21 protein-coding genes, 1 pseudogene and 1 riboswitch are annotated in these 19,439 nt (G+C 72.8%); of the genes and pseudogenes, 2 read left to right on the top strand and 20 right to left on the bottom strand.

All coding sequences use genetic code 11. The annotated features are described in order from the left end of the window. Nucleotides 1–134: 134 nt before the first annotated feature. The 4 genes from ACGFIG_RS02670 to thiE form a co-directional block, all read right to left on the bottom strand. On the bottom strand, nt 135–905 hold the full coding sequence (locus tag ACGFIG_RS02670; protein WP_392998451.1) for a thiazole synthase: 771 nt from the start codon (nt 903–905) through the stop codon (nt 135–137). A 4-nt stretch (nt 906–909) separates the two neighbouring features. Then, on the bottom strand, nt 910–1,110 hold the full coding sequence (gene thiS, locus ACGFIG_RS02665) for a sulfur carrier protein ThiS (RefSeq protein WP_392998449.1): 201 nt from the start codon (nt 1,108–1,110) through the stop codon (nt 910–912). Then, a complete protein-coding gene (gene thiO, locus ACGFIG_RS02660) occupies nt 1,101–2,399 on the bottom strand; it encodes a glycine oxidase ThiO (protein WP_392998447.1) in 1,299 nt (432 codons plus the stop codon). The genes thiS and thiO overlap by 10 nt, the downstream gene beginning before the upstream one ends. Then, on the bottom strand, nt 2,393–3,019 hold the full coding sequence (gene thiE, locus ACGFIG_RS02655) for a thiamine phosphate synthase (RefSeq protein WP_392998445.1): 627 nt from the start codon (nt 3,017–3,019) through the stop codon (nt 2,393–2,395). The genes thiO and thiE overlap by 7 nt, the downstream gene beginning before the upstream one ends. Further along, nucleotides 3,014–3,122, bottom strand: a riboswitch (TPP riboswitch). Its footprint overlaps the gene before it by 6 nt. A 122-nt stretch (nt 3,123–3,244) precedes the next feature. Between thiE and ACGFIG_RS02650 the strand changes: the two genes are divergently transcribed. Next, entirely contained in the window at nt 3,245–4,177 is a 933-nt protein-coding gene (locus ACGFIG_RS02650) for a DUF559 domain-containing protein (RefSeq protein WP_392998443.1), read from the top strand. Nucleotides 4,178–4,429: 252 nt separating this feature from the next. Here the strand turns inward: ACGFIG_RS02650 and ACGFIG_RS02645 are convergent, their stop codons facing one another. The 3 genes from ACGFIG_RS02645 to ACGFIG_RS02635 form a co-directional block, all read right to left on the bottom strand. Further along, nucleotides 4,430–5,392, bottom strand: coding sequence for an aldo/keto reductase (locus ACGFIG_RS02645; protein ID WP_392998441.1), 963 nt, complete (start codon nt 5,390–5,392; stop codon nt 4,430–4,432). 63 nt (nt 5,393–5,455) lie between these two features. After that, nucleotides 5,456–7,135, bottom strand: a complete 1,680-nt coding sequence (locus ACGFIG_RS02640; protein WP_392998439.1) for an ABC-F family ATP-binding cassette domain-containing protein — start codon at nt 7,133–7,135, stop codon at nt 5,456–5,458. A 41-nt stretch (nt 7,136–7,176) separates the two neighbouring features. Continuing rightward, complete coding sequence (locus tag ACGFIG_RS02635; protein WP_392998437.1) at nt 7,177–7,782, bottom strand: class I SAM-dependent methyltransferase; 606 nt, start codon at nt 7,780–7,782, stop codon at nt 7,177–7,179. A 184-nt stretch (nt 7,783–7,966) separates the two neighbouring features. On the opposite strand from ACGFIG_RS02635, the gene ACGFIG_RS02630 reads away from it, so the two are divergent. Further along, a complete protein-coding gene (locus ACGFIG_RS02630) occupies nt 7,967–9,160 on the top strand; it encodes a hypothetical protein (RefSeq protein WP_392998435.1) in 1,194 nt (397 codons plus the stop codon). A 135-nt stretch (nt 9,161–9,295) separates the two neighbouring features. Here ACGFIG_RS02630 and ACGFIG_RS02625 read toward each other — a convergent pair whose 3' ends face one another. The 13 genes and pseudogenes from ACGFIG_RS02625 to secY form a co-directional block, all read right to left on the bottom strand. After that, nucleotides 9,296–10,348, bottom strand: coding sequence for a P1 family peptidase (locus tag ACGFIG_RS02625; protein WP_392998433.1), 1,053 nt, complete (start codon nt 10,346–10,348; stop codon nt 9,296–9,298). Between the two features lie 91 nt (nt 10,349–10,439). Beyond that, complete coding sequence (truA, locus tag ACGFIG_RS02620) at nt 10,440–11,270, bottom strand: tRNA pseudouridine(38-40) synthase TruA (RefSeq protein ID WP_392998431.1); 831 nt, start codon at nt 11,268–11,270, stop codon at nt 10,440–10,442. Nucleotides 11,271–11,340: 70 nt separating this feature from the next. Next, nucleotides 11,341–11,901 (bottom strand): 50S ribosomal protein L17, encoded by a 561-nt coding sequence (rplQ, locus tag ACGFIG_RS02615; protein WP_392998429.1) that lies wholly within the window; start codon nt 11,899–11,901, stop codon nt 11,341–11,343. A gap of 34 nt (nt 11,902–11,935) precedes the next feature. Beyond that, nucleotides 11,936–12,958, bottom strand: a complete 1,023-nt coding sequence (locus tag ACGFIG_RS02610; RefSeq protein WP_013735931.1) for a DNA-directed RNA polymerase subunit alpha — start codon at nt 12,956–12,958, stop codon at nt 11,936–11,938. A gap of 98 nt (nt 12,959–13,056) precedes the next feature. Continuing rightward, nucleotides 13,057–13,683 (bottom strand): 30S ribosomal protein S4, encoded by a 627-nt coding sequence (rpsD, locus tag ACGFIG_RS02605; RefSeq protein ID WP_392998427.1) that lies wholly within the window; start codon nt 13,681–13,683, stop codon nt 13,057–13,059. A 14-nt stretch (nt 13,684–13,697) separates the two neighbouring features. Next, a complete protein-coding gene (gene rpsK / locus ACGFIG_RS02600) occupies nt 13,698–14,105 on the bottom strand; it encodes a 30S ribosomal protein S11 (protein WP_014440747.1) in 408 nt (135 codons plus the stop codon). Nucleotides 14,106–14,123: 18 nt separating this feature from the next. Beyond that, nucleotides 14,124–14,504 (bottom strand): 30S ribosomal protein S13, encoded by a 381-nt coding sequence (rpsM, locus tag ACGFIG_RS02595; RefSeq protein WP_091290326.1) that lies wholly within the window; start codon nt 14,502–14,504, stop codon nt 14,124–14,126. 265 nt (nt 14,505–14,769) lie between these two features. Beyond that, complete coding sequence (gene rpmJ, locus ACGFIG_RS02590) at nt 14,770–14,883, bottom strand: 50S ribosomal protein L36 (RefSeq protein ID WP_012184307.1); 114 nt, start codon at nt 14,881–14,883, stop codon at nt 14,770–14,772. A gap of 93 nt (nt 14,884–14,976) precedes the next feature. Further along, nucleotides 14,977–15,198, bottom strand: coding sequence for a translation initiation factor IF-1 (gene infA, locus ACGFIG_RS02585; protein WP_007073013.1), 222 nt, complete (start codon nt 15,196–15,198; stop codon nt 14,977–14,979). 438 nt (nt 15,199–15,636) lie between these two features. Next, nucleotides 15,637–16,194: pseudogene (locus tag ACGFIG_RS02580) on the bottom strand (DUF1707 domain-containing protein); the annotation flags it as partial. Nucleotides 16,195–16,352: 158 nt separating this feature from the next. Next, entirely contained in the window at nt 16,353–17,204 is an 852-nt protein-coding gene (map, locus tag ACGFIG_RS02575; protein ID WP_392998425.1) for a type I methionyl aminopeptidase, read from the bottom strand. A 93-nt stretch (nt 17,205–17,297) separates the two neighbouring features. Next, nucleotides 17,298–17,951 (bottom strand): adenylate kinase, encoded by a 654-nt coding sequence (locus ACGFIG_RS02570; protein ID WP_392998423.1) that lies wholly within the window; start codon nt 17,949–17,951, stop codon nt 17,298–17,300. Beyond that, complete coding sequence (gene secY / locus ACGFIG_RS02565) at nt 17,952–19,280, bottom strand: preprotein translocase subunit SecY (protein ID WP_392999394.1); 1,329 nt, start codon at nt 19,278–19,280, stop codon at nt 17,952–17,954. Nucleotides 19,281–19,439: the final 159 nt, after the last annotated feature.

The raw sequence follows: 19,439 nt of genomic DNA, 5'->3' as shown, positions 1-19,439 counted from the left end.
GTCCGAGATCTTGGTAGGAACTGGCCCCTCGAAGGGCCGTTTCCTACCAAGATCTGCCGGGGTCGAAGCCGGAGCCAGCGGCGGGGCTGGGAACAGGGCCGGGGACGGGGGTGGGCTGGTGGGGATGGGGCGGGTCACAGGTCCGGCCGTCCCTCGTCCGGAGTGGAGGCGAGCGCGTGGAAGCGGCGCGCTATCCGCCCCGCCCCGTACGCGAGCCGGCCGGCCTCGACCGCGTACCGCATCCCGGTGGCCATCGCCACCGGGTCGGCGGCCCGGGTGACCGCGCTGGCGAGCAGCACCGCGTCGCAGCCCAACTCCATGGCCAGCGCGGCGTCGGACGCGGTGCCGATGCCGGCGTCCAGGATCACCGGCACGTCGACGCCCTGCCGGATCAGCCGGATGTGGTGGGGATTCGACACGCCCAGGCCGGAGCCGATCGGCGCGCCCGCCGGCATCACCGCGGCACAGCCGACGTCGGCCAGCCGGCGTGCCAGGATCGGGTCGTCCGACGTGTACGGCAACACGACGAACCCGTCGGCGACGAGTTCCTCGGCGGCGCGCAGCAGTTCCACCCCGTCGGGCAGCAGCGTGCGCTCGTCGCCGATCACCTCCAGCTTCACCCAGTCCGTGCCGAACGCCTCCCGGGCCAGGTGCGCCACCTTGACCGCCTCGCCCGCCGTGTAGCAGCCGGCAGTGTTCGGCAGCAGCCGTACGCCGCAGCGGTCCAGCAGGTCCAGCAGCCCGCCGGCGGCGCCCGGGGCGGTGTCGACCCGGCGCAGGGCCAGGGTGACCAGTTCGGTGCCGGAGGCACGGATCGCGTCCTCCAGCACGCGCAGGTTGGCCGCGCCGCCGGTACCGAGGATCAGCCGGGACGTGAAGCTCACGCCGCCCAGGTCGAAGCTCACCGCGTCACCCGCCCTGCGCGGCGCTGAGCACCTCGACGCGGTCGCCGTCGCGCAGCACGGTCGCCGGCCAGCCCGCACGCGGCACGACCTCACCGTTGACCGCGACGGCGAGCCCACGCTGCTGGTCGGTGACCACCCGGACCAGGTCCGCCACGGTCGACCCGCCGGGCAGGCTGCGCCCGGTGCCGTTCACCGTCAGTTCCACGTGTGCTCCTCCTCGGGTACGGCCGGTCCGGCACCGGACCGGCTCTCGACGGCCGGGACGACAGGCCCGGCGACGACCCCCGGCCCGCCGGAAGGCGCCCGACCGACGCTGACGGCCGGGCCAGGCAAGGCGGCCGGACCGGGAGCGGCGGCCGGACCAGAGACAGCGGCCGGACCGGGCAAGGCGGCCGGGTCGGGGGCGGGTTCGGCGGGCTCGGGCGGCGCGAACCGGGCCGGGGTGAAGGGGGCGAGCAGCGGGTCCGCCGTCCCCGTGACGACCAGGTCGGCGATCAGGTCGGCGGTGACCGGCGTGAGCACGATGCCGTGCCGGTGGTGTCCGGTCGCGGCGAGCACGCCGGGCCGGCCCGGCAGCGGACCGAGGATCGGGGCGTTGTCGGGGGTGCCGGGGCGCAGGCCGGCGGCCGTCTCCACCAGGTCGTACTCGGCCAACTCGGGCAGCAGGTCGACGGCCGCGCGGAGCAGCCGCAGCACCGCCCCGGCGGAGACGTCGGTGTCGGCGCGCTCCTCGACGGTCGCGCCCACCACCACCTCCCCGTCCGCGCGGGGCACGAGATAGACGGGCTCGCCGTCGGCGTACCCCCGGATGACGTGCCGGAAGCCCGGCGCACCGCCGCCGGGCGCGCGGAGCCGGACCACCTGCCCCTTCACCGGTCGCACGGGCAGCCCCGTCAGGGCCGCCGCCCCGCAACCGGCCGCGACCACCGTGACCCGCGCGTCCACGTCGGACAGGGCGCGCACGACGGCGGGGACCAGCGTGGCGCCGGCCCGCTCGGCGGCCGCGCGCAGCGCCGGCACCAGCCGCCGCGGGTCGACCTGGTGGTCGGTGGCGGCGAGCGCGCCGCCGCGCACCCGGGGTGCCAGCGCCGGCTCGCGGTCCCGCAGCGCCGACGGGCGCAGCGGCGTCACCGGCAGTCCGATCCCCTGCTGGTACGCCCACAGCCGGCGCGCCTCGGCCAGGTCGTCGGCGGTCAGCCCGACCATCAGCGTGCCCTCGGTGCGGTAGCCGACGTCGACGCCGGTGGCGGCGGTCAGCTCGGCGGCGAAGGCGGGCCAGCGGGCGGCGGAGGCGGTCAGCAGCCCGGTCAGCTCGTGCTCGCCGAAGTACGCCTCGGCGACCGGGGCGAGCATCCCGGCGGCGACGTGGGACGCGCCGGTGCCCGGGGCGGGGTCGTGCACGACGACCCGCAGTCCGCGCTGCGCGCAGCGCCAGGCGATCGCCAGCCCGACCGGTCCCGCCCCCACCACGGCGACGTCCGGCCGGCTCAGCACCCCAGCGCTCCCAGCAGTTCCGCCGTCGCCCGCCCCGGATCCTCCGCCCCGGAGAGCGCCCCGACCACCGCCACCCCGTACGCCCCGGCGGCCAGCAGCGCGGGCACGTCGGCGGCGGTCACCCCGCCGATCGCGACGACCGGCACGTCCACGGCGGTGGCGACGGCGCTAACCCCCGCCGGGCCGATCGGTGCCGGCAGCCCCGACTTGGTGCTGGTGGCGTGGCAGGGGCCCACGCCCAGGTAGCTGGCCCCGGCGGCGACCGCCTCGGCGGCCGTCGCCGGCTCGCGGGCGGTGGCGCCGAGCACGGCCGTCGGGCCGAGCACCCGGCGGGCCGCCGCGACCGGCAGGTCCTCCGCGCCGACGTGCCCACCGGCGGCACCCACCGCCAGCGCCACGTGCAGCCGGTCGTTCACGAGACAGGTGGCGCCGTATCGTGCGCAGAGCGCCACGACCCGGCAGGCCAGGTCGTACGCCTCCCGGTCGGTGGCGTCGTCGGTCATCCGGACCTGCACGACGAGTTCCGTGCGGGCCACCGGTAGGGCGGCCCGCAGCACGGCCAGCGGATCCCGCCCGGGTCGGGTGTCGGTGATGAGATGCAGTCGCCCGAGGGACGGCACGGCAACACTCCTCCCTGCGCCGGCATTACCCGGATCAGGTTCGACGGTCGGGGGCTGACAGCCCCCCTCTCAGCCCGGTCCACCGGGCTCCCGTGGGTCACTTGCGGCTGTCACCGTACGACGGATCGCCGGATCCGCCAAGGTCGGAGCGCGGATCTCACACCGACAACCCGATCCCGGCGAGTGGGGCGGCGGGCGAGAACCTCGTCACGCCACGCTGTCCCGATGCCCTCAGCCGCCCGCGTACCGCCCGGCCTCGCCTTCCTGCCGTTCCGCGCCAGCGCCGCCGTCGCCGACGGACTCCTGACCCGCGCCATGCTGCGCGGGCCGTCCTGGCAACGCCTGCTACCCGATGTGTACGTGCATCGGGACGCGCTGCTCGCGCCAGATCATCGGCTCTGGTGCGATGCGGTGGCCCTGCTCCTGCCCTCCGGCGCCGCGATCGCCGGAAGGAGTGCCGCGTACCTCTGGGGCGTCGACCTGCTGGCCCGGGACGCGCCGGTCACCGTACTGGTACCACGCGCCGCGCGAATGCGACCCCATCCTCGTCTTCGGGTGACCCGATCCGTGGTGCCGGGTTCCGACCGCACGCGCTTCGGCGGCCTGCCCGTCACCACTGCCCTACGCACCGCCTTCGACCTGGGCCGCCAGGCCCCTCGGGACGAGGCTCTGGTCGCCGTGGACGCGTTGCTGCACCGCCGGGTGGTGAAGCTCGCCGCACTGCGCGCGTACGCCGACGCGCGGCACGGATGGCCCGGCCTGCCTCTGCTGCGGGAGATCCTGGCGCTGGCGGAGCCGCTGGCCGAGTCCCCGATGGAGACCCGTCTCCGGCTGCTCCTGCTCGACGCCGGGCTGCCCCCGCCCACGCCGCAGCACGACGTGCGCGACGCCGCCGGCCGTTTCGTCGGCCGGGTCGACCTGGCCTGGCCGGCCCTGCGCGTCGCGGTCGAGTACGACGGCGACCACCACCGGGAACGCGTCCACTTCCGGCAGGACGTCGCCCGGCTGAACGCGCTACGCGCGGCCGGCTGGATCGTCCTGCGCTTCACCGCCGACGACGTGCTCCGGAACCGAAACCGGACGGTACGCCTCGTCACGGCCGCCCTCCGCGAACGCGCCGACGAGTGGAACGCCAGGTCGGTCAACCGCCCCCGGTGACAGCCGTGGCGTTCCACCGCCGGCAGATGTCCACACCGGCAGAGTGCCGTTACGCCCACCGCCGCCGCACACCCTCAACATCGACCAACTCGAACGGCAGTCATGACGGAGCCGACGGGAACGGGTGGAACACCAGGGCTGTCTCCCGGGGCGGGAAAGGTCCCTGATGTTCCACCCGTGGAAGCACCGCCTCCCGCCCGGGCACGGGCGGGGTGGGCGCGGGCGGCGGGCGCGGCAGCCAGCGCGGGTGGGTCAGAGGATGGCGCGCAGGGCGGCGAGGTCCTCGTCGGTGGGCTGCCAGGTGCCGGCCTCCGCGTTGGCGCGTACCTGCTCGGGCGTGGTGGCGCCGGCGATCACCGAGGTCACCGCCGGCTGCCCGGCCAGCCCGCCGATCGCCACCTGGAGCATCGACAGCCCCCGCTCGGCGGCGTACGCCTCGATGGCCTCGATCGTGTCCCAGTCGGCGGCGGCGAGGCGTTCGGCGTACCGGCCGCCACCGGCGAGGCGGCTGCCGGCGGGCGGGGCCTGGTCGCGCTTGTACTTGCCGGTGAGCAGCCCGTTGGCCAGCGGGAAGAACGGCAGCAGCCCGAGGCCGAACCGCTCGCACGCCGGCACCACCTCGGTCTCGACGGAGCGCTCCAGCAGGCTGTAGTGGTTCTGGGCGCTGATGAACCGGGACCGGCCGTTTGACGACGCCACCCAGTCGGCGTCGGCGATCTGCCAGCCGGCGAAGTTGGAGTTGCCCAGGTAGCGGACCTTGCCGGCGCGGACGAGGTCGTCGAGCGCGGCCAGGGTCTCGTCGATCGGGGTGCCCGGGTCGGGCTCGTGCATCTGGTACAGGTCGATGTGGTCGGTGCCGAGCCGACGCAGCGACGCCTCGACCGCCCGGGCGATGTAACGGCGCGCGCCCCGGGCGCCGAAGTCGGGACCGTTCATGCCGTGCATGTCCATCCCGAACTTGGTGGCCACCACCACGTCGTCGCGCCGGCCCTTGAGCGCCTGGCCCAGCAGTTCCTCGGAGCCGCCCTGGGGCTCGCCGTAGATGTCGGCGGTGTCGAAGAAGTTGATCCCCGCGTCGAGCGCGGCGTCGACCACCGCCCGGGTGCCGTCGAGGTCGAGCTTGCGGCCGAAGTTGTTGCAGCCGATGCCGACCACGGACACCACGAGCCCGGAGTCGCCCAACCGGCGGTAGGTCATCTCAGTCACGTGATCCACCCTATGCCCGCCGCCCGGGACACGCCGCCGACAGTGCGAAGGCGGTCGCCAGGTCGGCGGGGCTCACGCCACGTCCCAGACCGGCTCCGGGGTCTCCACCACCTCGTTGTCGCCCCGGAACAGCACGAACCGGTCGAAGGTCCGGGTGAACCAGCGATCGTGGGTCACCGCCACGACGGTCCCCTCGAACGCGGTCAGCCCGGCCTCCAGCGCCTCCGCCGACGCCAGGTCGAGGTTGTCGGTGGGCTCGTCGAGCAGCAGCAGCGTCGCGCCGGACAGCTCCAGCAGCAGCACCAGGAAGCGTGCCTGCTGACCGCCGGAGAGGGTGCCGAAGCGCTGGTCGCCCTGCGCCGCCAGCTCGTACCGGCTCAGTGCCGCCATCGCCGCGTGCCGGTCCATGCCGGCCCGGTGCTCGTCGCCCCGCCAGAGGATCTCGACGAGGGTCTTCGCCATCAGCTCCGGCCGGTCGTGGGTCTGCGAGAAGTGCCCGGGGCGTACCCGCGCGCCGAGCCGGGCCACCCCGTCGTGGGCCACCGGCGCGAGCGCGGCGGCGCCGTCGACCGGGCCGTTGGCGGGGTCGGGATCGGTGCCGCCCCGGGCCAGCAGCCGCAGGAAGTGCGACTTGCCGGTGCCGTTTGCGCCGAGCACCGCGACGCGGTCGCCGTACCAGATCTCCAGGTCGAACGGGTAGGTCAGGCCGTCGAGCTCCAGCTGCTCGCAGATGACCGCGCGCTTGCCGGTCCGCCCGCCGGTCAGCCGCATCCGGATGTCCTGGTCCTTCGGCGGTACGGGCGGCGGCCCGGCCTCCTCGAACTTGCGCAGCCGGGTCTGCGCGGCCTGGTAGCGCGACGCCAACCCGTCGTTGTACGCGGCCTTCTGCTTGTACATCAGCATCAGCTCGCGCAGCTTCTGGTGTTCCTCGTCCCAGCGCCGGCGCAGCTCGTCGAGGCGGGCGTGCCGGGCCACCCGGGCGGAGTGCCAGCTCGCGAAGCCGCCCGGGTGCACCCAGGCGCTGCCGCCCTCCACGGCCACCACCCGGTCGGCGGTGTGGGCGAGCAGTTCCCGGTCGTGCGAGACGTAGAGCACCGACTTGCCGGACTCGCGCAGCCGCCCCTCCAGCCAACGTTTGCCGGGCACGTCGAGGAAGTTGTCCGGCTCGTCGAGGAGCAGCACCTCGTCGGGGCCGCGCAGCAGCAGTTCGAGGGCGAAGCGCTTCTGCTGCCCGCCGGAGAGGGTGCGGACTGCCCGGTCCCGGGCACCGTCCCAGGGCAGCCCGAGCACGGTGGTGGCGACCGTGTCGAAGAGCACCTCGGCGTCGTACCCGCCGACCTCGCCCCAGGCCGCGAGCGCGTCCGCGTACGCCAGCTGGGCCTTGCCGGCGGCGGTGCTGTACTTGCCGCGGACCTCGGCGGCGCGCATGGCCTGCTCGGTCTCGGCCAGGCGGCGGCCGGCGTCGCGCAGCGCCGGCGGGGCGAGCGACAGCGCGAGGTCGGCCAGCGTGGACTCGTCGCCGATCATGCCGATGAACTGGCGCATCACGCCCAGCCCGCCGGTACGCGCGATCGCGCCGGTCTGCACCGGCAGGTCGCCGGCGACCATCCGCAGCAGCGTCGTCTTGCCGGCGCCGTTGGGCCCGATCAGGGCGACCTTGGCGCCCTCCCCGACCCGGAACGACACGTCGGAGAAGAGTTCCCGACCGTCGGGAAGGATGTGCCCGACCGCTGCCACGTCCACGTATCCCACGTCGGCATCCTGCCTGAGCGCGGGCCGGGCGGCCCAACCAATTACCGGGTGACCCGCAGCACCCGGAAGCCCTTCTGGCTGGCGTGCCGCCCCACCTGCCAGCCCTGCTCGACGAGCCAGCGCTGCAACGAGTCCCCGCCCAGGTAGCGGGCCACCACCAGCCAGGCGACGCCGTCCGGGGCGAGCCGGGGCAGCCAGCGCAGCAGGATCGCGTGCAGCTCGTCCTTGCCGACGTGGATCGGGGGGTTGGACCAGATCTCGGCGAAGGTCAGCTCGGCCGGTACGTCGTCCGGCGCGGCGACGTGCACCCGGTCGGCCGCGCCGATCCGCGCCGCGTTGGCCGCGGTGAGTTCCCGGGCCCGTTCGTTGACGTCGACGGCCCACACGGTCGCCGCGGGTGCCGTGCTGGCGAGTACGCAGGTGATCGGCCCGAAGCCGCAGCCGAGGTCGAGCAGGGCACCGGCGGTCCCGGCGGCCGGCAGGTCGGCCTTGCGCAGCAGCACCGCCGTGCCAGGATCGAGGCGGGCGGCGGAGAACACGCCGGCGGCGGAGGCCAGCGTGTAGTCGCGGCCGGCGACGGAGAACTCGACCTCGCGCGGGTTGGCGGCGGCCGAGGGCTCAGCGGTGAAGTAGTGTTCGCCGGTCACGCGGGCAATTCTCGCACCGCCGCCCGGCACGGCGGCGCGCGCCCACCACGGGTCCGCGGCGGCGCGGGGCCGCAGGGCTCTACGGCGGATGTCTGCGGCGCGAGCCCACCACGGGGCGGCACGACCCACGCACAATTTTCCATTATTCACCCCTAAAGGGACAATGCCTCCTAGTCTGGGCGGCATGGTGTATCGGTACGAGTCCGATGAGGACGCATTCATGGAGTACCCGGAGCCTGGGTCCGACCGGTCGGTGCTCGGTGCCGGTCCGCCTCCCCCGGCCGGTCCTTCCCCGTCCCGTTTCCCGACGCCGTCGCTGCCCCGCGCCACCCGGGTCGCGCCGCCCGTCGCCGCGCGCGAGCCGCTCCGCGCCGCGCCGCAGGAGCCACCGCCGCTGCCGGACCACGCGCGGACAGCCGCCGAGGCGCAGTCGCCGGCCCCGCCGAGCGAGGCGCAGTCGCCGGCCCCGCCGAGCGAGGCGCAGTCGCCGATCCGACCGGCCGAACCGCCCATGGTCCCGCATCCGTCGCCGGCCGAACCGCCCCCCGTCGAGCCACCGACGTCGGCCGAGCCGTCCCGGTCGGCCGGGCTGCCGCAGCAGCGGCGCGGCGGTGGTCGGCTGTGGCAGGTCGTGGTCGGCGGCGCGGCCGTCCTCGCGCTGCTCGCGCTCTGCGGCCTCGGCGCCGCCGCCCTGCTGGCCGAACGCGACAAGAACCCGCTGACCACGGAGACGACCCAGCCGGAGGCGGCCGCGCCCGGCGACACGGAGACGCAGGCCCTGGACTCCCGGGACACCGACGCGGCGCCACTGACCGCCAAGGAGCTCTTCCCCGGCAAGCAGCTCGTCGTCGCCGACGGCGAGCCCGCGTACCGCGTGTTGAAGACCCAGTCGAGCGCCAGCTGCGCGGTGGCGGCCACCGGTGAGGTCGCGGACCTGCTGGGTCGCCTCGGCTGCACCCAGGTGGTCCGGGCCACGCTGCGGACGCCCGACGGCGACCACCTCGTCACCACCGGGCTGTTCAACCTCATCGACCGGGCGAACGCCGAACGCGCCCGGGACCGGATCCGGGTGCTGCTCGACGAGCGGGAGGGCCGGTTGCGGGGCATGGCGGCCAGCGACGACAGCGCGGCGATCGCCACCGCTCCGGCCCGCGTCGGCTGGCAGGTGCGGGGGCACTACCTCGCGTACGCGGTGGTGGCCCGCAGCGACGGCGAGGCGATCCGGTCCGGCGACACGAAGGCCCGGGAGATCCTCTTCGACATGATCGAGCTGCACCTCAACCGGGGCGTGCTGGAGCGGCGGGCCGACGGCGGTACGGCCGGCCAGCCGACCGACGAGGGCGTGGACGACACCCGTACGCAGGACGGGAACGACTGACCGGATCGCGCCGCGACGGGTGCGTGGGCCACGGGCCACGCACCCGTTCCGCGTAGCGGGCGGTGGCGGGGCCCGGAGCGGCAACCGCTGCCGCCGCCGGCGCAGCCCCATGCGCGGGCTGCCGGGTCGGCCCGGTCACGCCCCGAGTTGCACCCGGTGCGCCCGTAGCAGGTCGCGCATCCGGTCGTGCGGGACCGCGTACCTGACCCGTCCCTTGACGCCGACGGTGGTACGCGCCATGAACAGCGAGTTCAGCAGCGCCTCCTCCACGGCCTCCAGCACCGCCGCGAAGACGGGTTCCAGATCGGCTTCCGGCGCGGTCGGCGTCTGCGTGTCGGCGGTGGAGAACGCCAGGGCGTAGTCGCCACTGCCCCCGGCGAAGTCCGAGCCGACCCGCGCCATGGCGAAGATGGCCCGGCGGGCGACGCGGCCCAACTGCCGCGCGTCGAGGCGGCCGTCCGTGGCGACCACGATGACGCAGGAGTTGCCCGGCTGCGCGGGCCGCTCCGGGAACGCGGGGGCAGGCACGCCCACCTGCTCGGGCCGGATCGGCACCCCGGCCACCTGGAGCACGCCGGAGAAGTTGGCCTGCACCAGCACACCGACGGTGACGGTGCCGCGGGATGTGGTGGCGAGCCGCGAGGACGTCCCGATGCCGGCCTTGAAACCGAGCGCCGACGTGCCCGTACCGGCGCCGACGGCACCTTCCGCGGGCAGTCCGCCGCGAGCCTCCTCCAGCGCCCCGAGGACGTGTTCCTCCCGCACCGGCCGCGCCCGGATGTCCGACAGGAGACCGTCGTTGGTCTCCGCCACCACCGGGTTCAGCGACTCGACCGTCTCCCGGCCCGGCTGCCGGAGCATGTAGGTGAGCAGCGCGTCCGCCGCCCGGAACGTCGACAGCGTCGCGGTCAGCACCACCGGCGTCTCGATCTCGCCCAGCTCCGCCACCTGGGTCGACCCGACCATCTTGCCGTGCCCGTTGCCCACGAACAGCCCCGCCGGCAACGACCGACGGTCGGTGAGCTGGTCCGGGACGATCGCCGTCACCCCGCTGCGGATGCTCTCCCCGACGACCAGCGTGGTGTGGCCCACCCGTACGCCGGGCACGTCGGTGACGGCGTTCAGGGGGCCCGTCGGCAGCACCCCCACGACGATGCCGAGATCCCGCCCACGACGAGGTTCCTGCACGGCTTCCACTCCTTGACGCTCGACGACGCTCTACCGGAAACGGGCGGCCCCGCCCTGGCCGCTCCGGCGGCACGGCCGGGGAGGCGGGCGGTCAGCCCTCCACGGGTACGCGCAGCTGCCGGGTCGCCTCGGCGCGGCGGGCGTACTCGGCCGGGTCCTCGGGGTAGCCGACGGCGACCAGGGCCAGCCCGTGCGCCGGCGCCACGGTCACCTCGCTGGAGCGTTCCCGGCGGGCCAGCAGGCTGCCCGGCCACTCGACCGGCCGGCGCCCGTCCCCGGCGACCAGCATGGCGCCGACGAGGCTGCGCACCATCGCCTGGCAGAACGCGTCGGCCTGCACGGTGGCCACGAGGATCCCGTCCGGGTCCCGCCGCCAGTCCAGCCGGGTCACCTCGCGCAGCGTGGTGGCGTGCTCCTTGCGCCGGCAGTACGCGGCGAAATCGTGCTCCCCCACCAGCCCGGCGGCGGCGGCGTTCAACGCCGCCAGGTCGAGCGGCTTCGGCCAGGCCAGGATCTCGTGCCGGCGCAGCGGCTCGGCACCCCAGGTGGCGTCGGTGACCCGGTACTCGTAGCGACGGAAGGTCGCCGAGAACCGGGCGTCGAAGTCGGCGGGCACCTCGGCCATGGCGCGTACCCGGACGTCGGTGGGGAGCAGTCGGGCCAGTCGGCGCAGCAGCCGCCCCTCGTGCTCCCGCCAGACGACGCTCGGCAGGTCGACGTGGCAGACCTGCCCGGTGGCGTGCACGCCGGCGTCGGTGCGGCCCGCCACGGTCAGCCCGGTCGCCGTACCCGCGCCGAGGACCAGGTCGAGGGTCTCCACGAGCACCCCGGCGACCGTACGCCGCGTCGGCTGGGCGGCCCAGCCGGAGAAGCCCGACCCGTCGTACGCGACGTCCAGCCGCAGCCGGGTGCGCTCGTCCACTCGTACCTCCGCCTCACGGGGTCGGGCCCGGCACCCCACGAAGGGGTGCCGGGCCCGACGGTGGCCTGGATCAGGCCTTGTCGTTCTCGCCGGCCTCGTCGCTGTCCTCGCGGGCGGCGGCGGTGTCGCCGGACGCCGACACGGGCGCCTCGGCGTCCTGGTCGCCCGAGGTCGCCTTCGGGGCCTCCTCGGCCGGGGCGAGCGCCTCGACCTTGTCCTGCTGCGCGGCCTTGCGGGCGGCGGTCTTCTTGTTCGCCTTCGGCTCGGCGACCTGGAGCTCCTCGACCAGCTCGATGATCGCCATCGGGGCGGCGTCACCCTTGCGCGGACCGGTCTTCACGATCCGGGTGTAGCCACCGTTGCGGTTGGCGAACCGGGGCGCGATCTGGTCGAACAGGGCGTAGACCACGTCCTTGTCCTTGACGACGCCCAGCACCCGCCGGCGGGACGCCAGGTCGCCGCGCTTGGCCTTGGTGATGAGCTGCTCGGCCAGCGGACGCAGCCGCCGGGCCTTCGTCTCGGTGGTCTGGATCTTGCCGTGCTGGAACAGCGCGGTGGCCAGGTTGGCCAGCATCAGCCGCTCGTGCGCGGGGCTGCCGCCGAGGCGGGGGCCCTTGGTGGGCGTGGGCATGCTTGGTGCTCCTCAGGTGTGGCGGCAGCGCGGACTAGAGCTGCTCGGTCTCGCGATAGTCGTCGGTGTCGTAGTCGGCCTCACCGAAGGCGTCCACGACGTGCGCCGGGTCGAAGTTCGGGGCCGAGTCCTTCAGCCCCAGCCCCATCCCGGCGAGCTTCATCTTGACCTCGTCGATCGACTTCTGACCGAAGTTGCGGATGTCGAGGAGGTCGGCCTCGGTACGCCCGATGAGCTCACCAACGGAGTTGATGCCCTCGCGCTTGAGGCAGTTGTAGGAGCGGACGGTCAGGTCCAGCTCCTCGATCGGCAGCGCCAGGTCCGCCGCGAGCTGGGCGTCCTGCGGGGACGGCCCGATGTCGATGCCCTCGGCGGTCTCGTCCAGCTCCCGGGCCAGCCCGAACAGCTCCACCAGCGTCGAGCCGGCGGAGGCCAGCGCGGTACGCGGGCCCATCGACGGCTTGGTCTCGACGTCGATGATCAGCCGGTCGAAGTCGGTCCGCTGCTCGACACGGGTCGCCTCGACGCGGTACGTGACCTTCAGCACCGGCGAGTAGATCGAGTCGACGGGGATCCGGCCGATCTCGGCGCCGGCCTGCTTGTTCTGCGCCGCCGTGACGTAGCCGCGACCCCGCTCGACGGTCAGCTCCATGTCGAGCCGGCCCTTGCCGTTGAGGGTGGCGAGCTTCAGGTCCGGGTTGTGCACCGAGACGCCGGCCGGCGGCTGGATGTCGCCCGCCGTGACGTCGCCCGGGCCCTGCTTGCGCAGGTACATGCTGACCGGCTCGTCGTGCTCGGAGCTGACGCACAGCTCCTTGATGTTCATGACGAGCTCGACCACGTCCTCCTTGACACCGGGGATCGTGGTGAACTCGTGCAGCACGCCGTCGATCTTGATCGAGGTGACCGCCGCACCCGGGATCGACGACAGCAGCGTGCGCCGCAGCGAGTTGCCCAGGGTGTAGCCGAAGCCCGGCTCCAGCGGCTCGATCGTGAACCGGGACCGGGTCTCGTTGATCGACTCCTCGGAGAGAGTCGGTCGCTGGCTGATGAGCATGTCTTCTCTTCTCTTCCGGGGCGCCCGCCATATGACGCCCACGACAAACTGTTCCGGTGGCCCGCCCCGGAAGGGCGGGCCACCGCAACGAGCTCCGACTACTTGGAGTAGAGCTCGACGATCAGCTGCTCCTGGACCTGCGTGTCGATGACCTGGCGGGCCGGGAGCGAGTGCACGAGGATCTTCATCTGGCTGGGGATCGCCTCCAGCCACGCCGGCACCGACCGCGAACCGGCCTGAGCCTGCGCCACCAGGAACGGGGTGAGCTGCTTGCTCTTGCCCCGGACCTCGATGATGTCGTGCTCCTTGACGCGGTACGACGGGATGTCGACCTTCTTGCCGTTCACGGTGAAGTGACCGTGCTTGACCAGCTGACGGGCCATGTCACGGGAACCGGCGTAGCCGGCCCGGTAGACCACGTTGTCCAGCCGCGACTCGAGGATCTGCAGGAGAACCTCGCCGGTCTTGGCCTTCTTGCCGACGGCCTCTTCGTAGTAGCCACGGAACTGCTTCTCCAGCACGCCGTACACGCGGCGGGCCTTCTGCTTCTCACGAAGCTGGAGCAGGTACTCCGTCTCCTTGGTGCGGCCGCGGCCGTGCTGCCCGGGCGGGAACGGCCGGGACTCGAACGGGCACTTCGGACCATCGCACTTGCTGCCCTTGAGGAACAGCTTCATCTTCTCCCGCCGGCAACGGCGGCAGTCAGCACCGGTGTAACGAGCCATCTCTCTCTAACCTCTCAGACCCGGCGACGCTTCGGCGGACGGCATCCGTTGTGCGGCTGCGGCGTGACGTCGGAGATCTGCCCGACCTCGAGCCCGGCCGCCTGCAGCGAACGGATGGCGGTCTCCCGGCCGGAGCCGGGTCCCTTGACGAACACGTCGACCTTGCGCATGCCGTGCTCCATCGCCCGACGCGCGGCGGCCTCGGCGGCCAGCTGCGCGGCGAACGGGGTCGACTTGCGGGAGCCCTTGAAGCCCACCTGGCCCGAGGAGGCCCAGGAGATGACCGCACCGGTCGGGTCGGTGATCGACACGATGGTGTTGTTGAAGGTGCTCTTGATGTGCGCCTGCCCGTGGGCGACGTTCTTGCGTTCCTTGCGCCGGACCTTCTTGACGGCGGCTCCGGCACGAGCCTTCGGTGGCATAAGTCTGTGCGCTCCTAGTTACTTCTTGCCGGGCTTCTTCTTGCCGGCGACGGTCCGCTTCGGGCCCTTACGGGTCCGCGCGTTGGTCTTGGTCCGCTGGCCACGCACGGGCAGGCCCCGGCGGTGCCGGATACCCGCGTAGCAGCCGATCTCGACCTTGCGGCGGATGTCAGCGGCGACCTCGCGGCGCAGGTCGCCTTCAACCTTGTAGTTGCCCTCGATGTGATTCCGGAGCTGCACGAGCTCCTCGTCAGTGAGGTCCCGAACGCGCTTGTCCGGCGAGATGCCGGTCGCGGCGAGCGTCTCCAGGGCGCGGGTGCGGCCCACGCCGAAGATGTAGGTGAGCGCGATCTCCATCCGCTTTTCGCGGGGGAGGTCGACGCCGACTAGACGTGCCATGTGCGGGCGTGCTCCTCGTGGTGTTGTGCGGAGGTGTGGACCCGTCCCACCCCGCTACCGGCCGCCCCTGTCCTTCCGGCGTCGTGCGCCGGCGACCGGGGTCGGTCGTTGCCCGAGCGGGCCCCGGCCTCCGACCGGGGGTCAACCACGATGAGGTACGCGACGCGCACCGCCCGCGGCTGGGACGAGCATGTGATTCGTTGCCTGGATCCGCGGCCCGGACCGATTTCGACCGACCGTTGTCACACGGTCGGCCGGAACTGGTTCAGCCCTGGCGCTGCTTGTGGCGCGGGTCGGTGCAGATGACCATGACCCGGCCGTGCCGACGGATGACCCGGCACTTGTTGCAGATCCTCTTGACGCTCGGCTTGACCTTCACGGTTGCCTTACTTCCCATCTGGCCCGACGACGCGCCGAGGCGCGACACCGGACGTCGAAGACGGACACGGGGACGTCCCGGCCGTCGTCAGGCTTACTTGTAGCGGTAGACGATGCGCCCGCGGGTCAGGTCGTACGGCGAAAGTTCGACGACGACCCGGTCCTCCGGCAGGATACGGATGTAGTGCTGCCGCATCTTGCCGCTGATGTGAGCCAGCACCTTGTGGCCGTTCGCGAGCTCCACCCGGAACATGGCGTTCGGCAGGGGCTCGATGACCCGACCCTCGATCTCGATGGCTCCGTCTTTTTTCGGCATGTCCTCCGCTGTCCTGACGTCGGTTGCTCCGGACGGCCCACAACGTCTTACACGGGCCACCGATCAAGATCAGATTGCCCGCGCCAGCCGCGGCTCCGACTCCCACCGAAGCGCAGGGTGGGCATGCCGGAGTGGACGCTGTGCGCCGATCAGAAAGTGTACGCCCGCCTGCGGGCCGTCGCCAAACCGGCCGGGAATCGGTGCGTCGAATCGGACAGAAGGGGCCGTTCAGAGCTCGGCGTCGGCGTCGGGCAGGCGGTCCCGCCGGGCCGCCGGAAACTCCGCCTCCGGCCCCCGTCGCGCCTCCCCCACCCGCGGCTCCCGCTCCTGACGGTCCCCGTCGACCGCCGCCAGCTCCCGCTGTCGGGGCGGGTCCTCCTGGGCGGGCGCCAGCTCCTCCGGTCGGGGCTGGTCCGCCTCCGTGGCCGCCAGCTCCCGTGGCCGGCGCTCTCCGTCGGCGGCGGCCAGCTCGCGCTTCCGCGCCCGCTTCGCCAGCCGGCGCTCGCGTCGCCGTTCCCGCTTCACCGCCTGTCGCCGCGGCTCTCCCCCGGTGAGGCCGGCGACCGTGCGCACCACGAGCACCGCTCCCCACGGTCCCGCCACCCAGGCGGGCCAGAAGTAGAGCAGGTCGGCGGAGAGCACGGAGGTCACCGCCCAGACGCTCACCACGATCGCGACCACCCGCAGGTACGGCAGCCAGACCTCGGCCAGCCACGGGACGACCACCGACGAGGTGTCCCGCGCCCCGTCCCCCTCGGCCGGCGACGCGACGTCGGGCGAGGGTGTGGCGAGCTGCGACGCCGCGGGGGCGGCCGGCACCGGCAGGTGTCCGTTCGCCGGCAGGTCGGTCACCAGCGCGTCCAGTTCGCCGTACGTCCGCGAGGCGTACGCCCGCTGGAGGCGCTCGTCGTACTCGTGCAGATCCAGCCGGCCCTCGTCCACGGCCGCCCTCAGCCGCTCCGCGACCGCCTGACGGTCGGCGTCGGCGGCCCGCATCCGGTCGCGTCCATCCATGCCCGCAAGCATGCCACCACCCCACCAGCCACGCCCCTCCCACCGGCCCACCCCTGCACGGTCGACAGGGTCGGCCGACGGGCGAGCGGGCACCGGGCCAGGCGGTGGCGTTGCACCCGTTGCGGCGCGCGCCCGGCGGATCAGCGGGTCGGCGAGTCCGCGGGCTGGCGGGAGGTGACCAGCTCGCCCAGGCGGGCGCGTCCGCCGTCCGGCGCGGTCAGCACCCAGACCCCGTCCGGGAGCAGCGCCATCGTGTGCTCGACGTGCACCGCCATCGACCGGTCCCGGGTGATGACCGTCCAGCCGTCGGAGAGCTCGACCGTCCGGGGCGACCCCATCGTGATCATCGGCTCGATTGCCAGCGCCATGCCCGGCACCAGGCGGGGGCCCTTGCCCGGCCGCCCGTGGTTGAGCACGTGCGGGTCCTGGTGCATCTCGGTGCCGATGCCGTGCCCGCCGTAGCCGTCGACGATGCCGTACCGGCCGCCCTTGCGGACGGCGTCCTCCACGGCGTGCGAGATGTCGGTGAGGCGGCCCTTGCCGCTGGCGGCGCCCCGGGCGGCTGCGGCGATGCCCGCCCACATGGCGTCCTCGGCCACCGCGGTCATCTTCAGCAGCGCCGGGTCGACCTCGCCCACGCCCACGGTGATGGCGGCGTCGCCGTGCCAGCCGTCGAGCACCGCACCGCAGTCGATGGAGATCAGATCGCCGTCGCGGAGCACCTGCTGTGCCGATGGGATGGCGTGCACCACCTGCTCGTTCACGGACGAGCAGATCGACGCGGGGAAGCCGTGGTAGCCCTTGAACGAGGGGACGGCACCGGCCTCGCGGATGGTCGACTCGGCGATGGCGTCCAGGTCGGCGGTGCTGACCCCGGGGGCGACCGCCTCCCGCATCCGACGCAGCGCCTCGGCGACCACCAGCCCGGCAGCCCGCATCTTCTCGATCTGGTCAGGGGTCTTCAGCTGGATGTCCAGCTGGGGACGACGCATGGAGCCGATACCTTTCGTTGCTGATGCCGAAGAGCGGGGCACGTCGGACGTACCCCGCTCTTCGCACTCTATCCGCCGTGGTCCGGCGGGACCTCAGCCGCCGTACGACCGCAGGGCGTCGATGGCGCGGACCGTGACGTCCTCCACCGGACCGGTGGCGTCGATGCCCACCAGCTTGCCCTGGGCGCCGTAGTAGTCGACCAACGGCGCGGTCTTGTCCGCGTACTCCCGCAGGCGGGTGGCGATCGTCTCCGGCTTGTCGTCGTCGCGCTGGAACAGCTCGGCGCCGCACCGGTCGCAGATGCCCTCGCGCGAGGTGGCGTCGAACTCGACGTGCCAGATCTTGCCGCAGCCCCGGCACGTACGCCGGCCGGAGAGCCGCCGGATCACCTCGTCGTCGTCGACGACCAGCTCCAGCACCAGATCCAGCGCGGTGCCCAGGTCGGCGAGGAGCTTGTCCAGCGCGGCGGCCTGCGGCGTGGTACGCGGGAAGCCGTCGAGCAGGAAGCCCTCGGCGGCGTCCGGCTCTGCGAGCCGGCTGCGCACCATGTTGATGGTGACCTCGTCGGGCACCAGCTCACCGGCGTCCATGTAGCGCTTCGCCTCGACGCCGAGCGGCGTGCCCTGCGAGACGTTCGACCGGAAGATGTCGCCGGTCGAGATCTTCGGTACCGACAGGTGCGCGGCGATGAACTCGGCTTGTGTGCCCTTGCCCGCCCCCGGCGGGCCAACCAGAACGAGTCTCATCTACCGCAGGAACCCTTCGTAGTTCCGCTGCATGAGTTGGCTCTCGATCTGCTTCGTGGTCTCCAGACCGACGCCGACCATGATCAGCACAGCGGTGCCGCCGAACGGGAAGTTCAGGTACTGCTGCTTGTCCAGCCAGATGAAGAAGAAGTTCGGCAGGATCGAGATGATGCCCAGGTAGAGGGCGCCGGGCAGCGTGATCCGGCTGAGGATGAAGTCGAGGTAGTCGGCGGTCGGCTTGCCGGGGCGGATGCCCGGCACGAAGCCGCCGTACTTCTTCATGTTGTCCGCGACCTCGGTCGGGTTGAACGTGATCGAGACGTAGAAGTAGGTGAAGAAGATGATCAGCAGGAAGTAGACCGAGATGTAGATCGGGCTGGTCGGGTCGACCAGGTTGTTCTGGATCCACGCCTGGGTCTTGCCCGGGTTGTTCTGGTCGAAGAACTGCAGCGCCAGCTGGGGCAGGTAGAGCAGCGACGAACCGAAGATGACCGGGATGACACCCGCCTGGTTGACCTTCAGCGGGATGTAGGTCGAGGTGCCGCCGTACGACCGCCGGCCGATCATGCGCTTGGCGTACTGCACCGGGATGCGGCGCTGCGCCTGCTCGATGAAGGTGACCGCGGTGATGACCACCAGGACCAGCGCGATGACGAGCAGGAACTTGCCCCAGCCGCCGGTCTGCTTGATCTGCCAGCCCTCGCTGGGGAGCCGGGCGGCGATCGAGGTGAAGATCAGGACGGACATGCCGTTGCCGACGCCCCGGTCGGTGATCAGCTCGCCGAGCCACATCACCACGCCGGTGCCGGCGGTCATCGTCATGACCAGGAGGCTGAGCGTCAGCCAGTCCGGGATCCCGGTCCCCTCGGGGATGATCGGGAACTGGTCGCACTGGTTGTTGAAGAGCTGCCCGGAGCGGGCCAGCGCCACGAACGCCGACGCCTGGAGGACACCGAGGCCCAGGGTCAGGTAGCGGGTGTACTGGGTGATCTTCGCCTGGCCGGCCTGGCCCTCCTTGCGGAGCTGCTCCAGCCGGGGGATCACCACGGTCAGCAGCTGCAGGATGATCGACGCTGTGATGTAGGGCATGATGCCCAGCGCGAAGACCGAGAGCTGCAGCAGCGCTCCGCCGGAGAAGAGGTTGAGCAGGTTCATGACGCCGGTGGAGCCACTCTCCATGGCGTCGAGGCACTTCTGGACGTTGCCGTACGAGACGCCCGGGCTGGGCAGTGTCGCCCCGAGCCGGTAGACCGCGATGATGCCTACTGTGAACAGCAGCTTCTTGCGCAGGTCAGGCGTTCGGAACGCACTGAGAAAGGCGGACAGCAACTTCTTCCTCCTGCGCGAGGCGGGCCGCCGGTCATCCCTGGCGGTCGGGTGGTTGCCGGGCGAGTGCCCGATATCCATGGCTGGGAAGGGACTCTAACAGCCCGATCCCGGTCCGGGCAGATGTGCCCGGCTACATAAACCGAATCCGATGTTACCCGG

It is taken from the genome of Micromonospora sp. NPDC049048 (assembly GCF_043197615.1).
Taxonomy (GTDB): Bacteria; Actinomycetota; Actinomycetes; order Mycobacteriales; family Micromonosporaceae; genus Micromonospora.
Note: the sequence above shows the minus strand (reverse complement) of the source record. Positions and strands in the feature narration are given on the sequence as shown.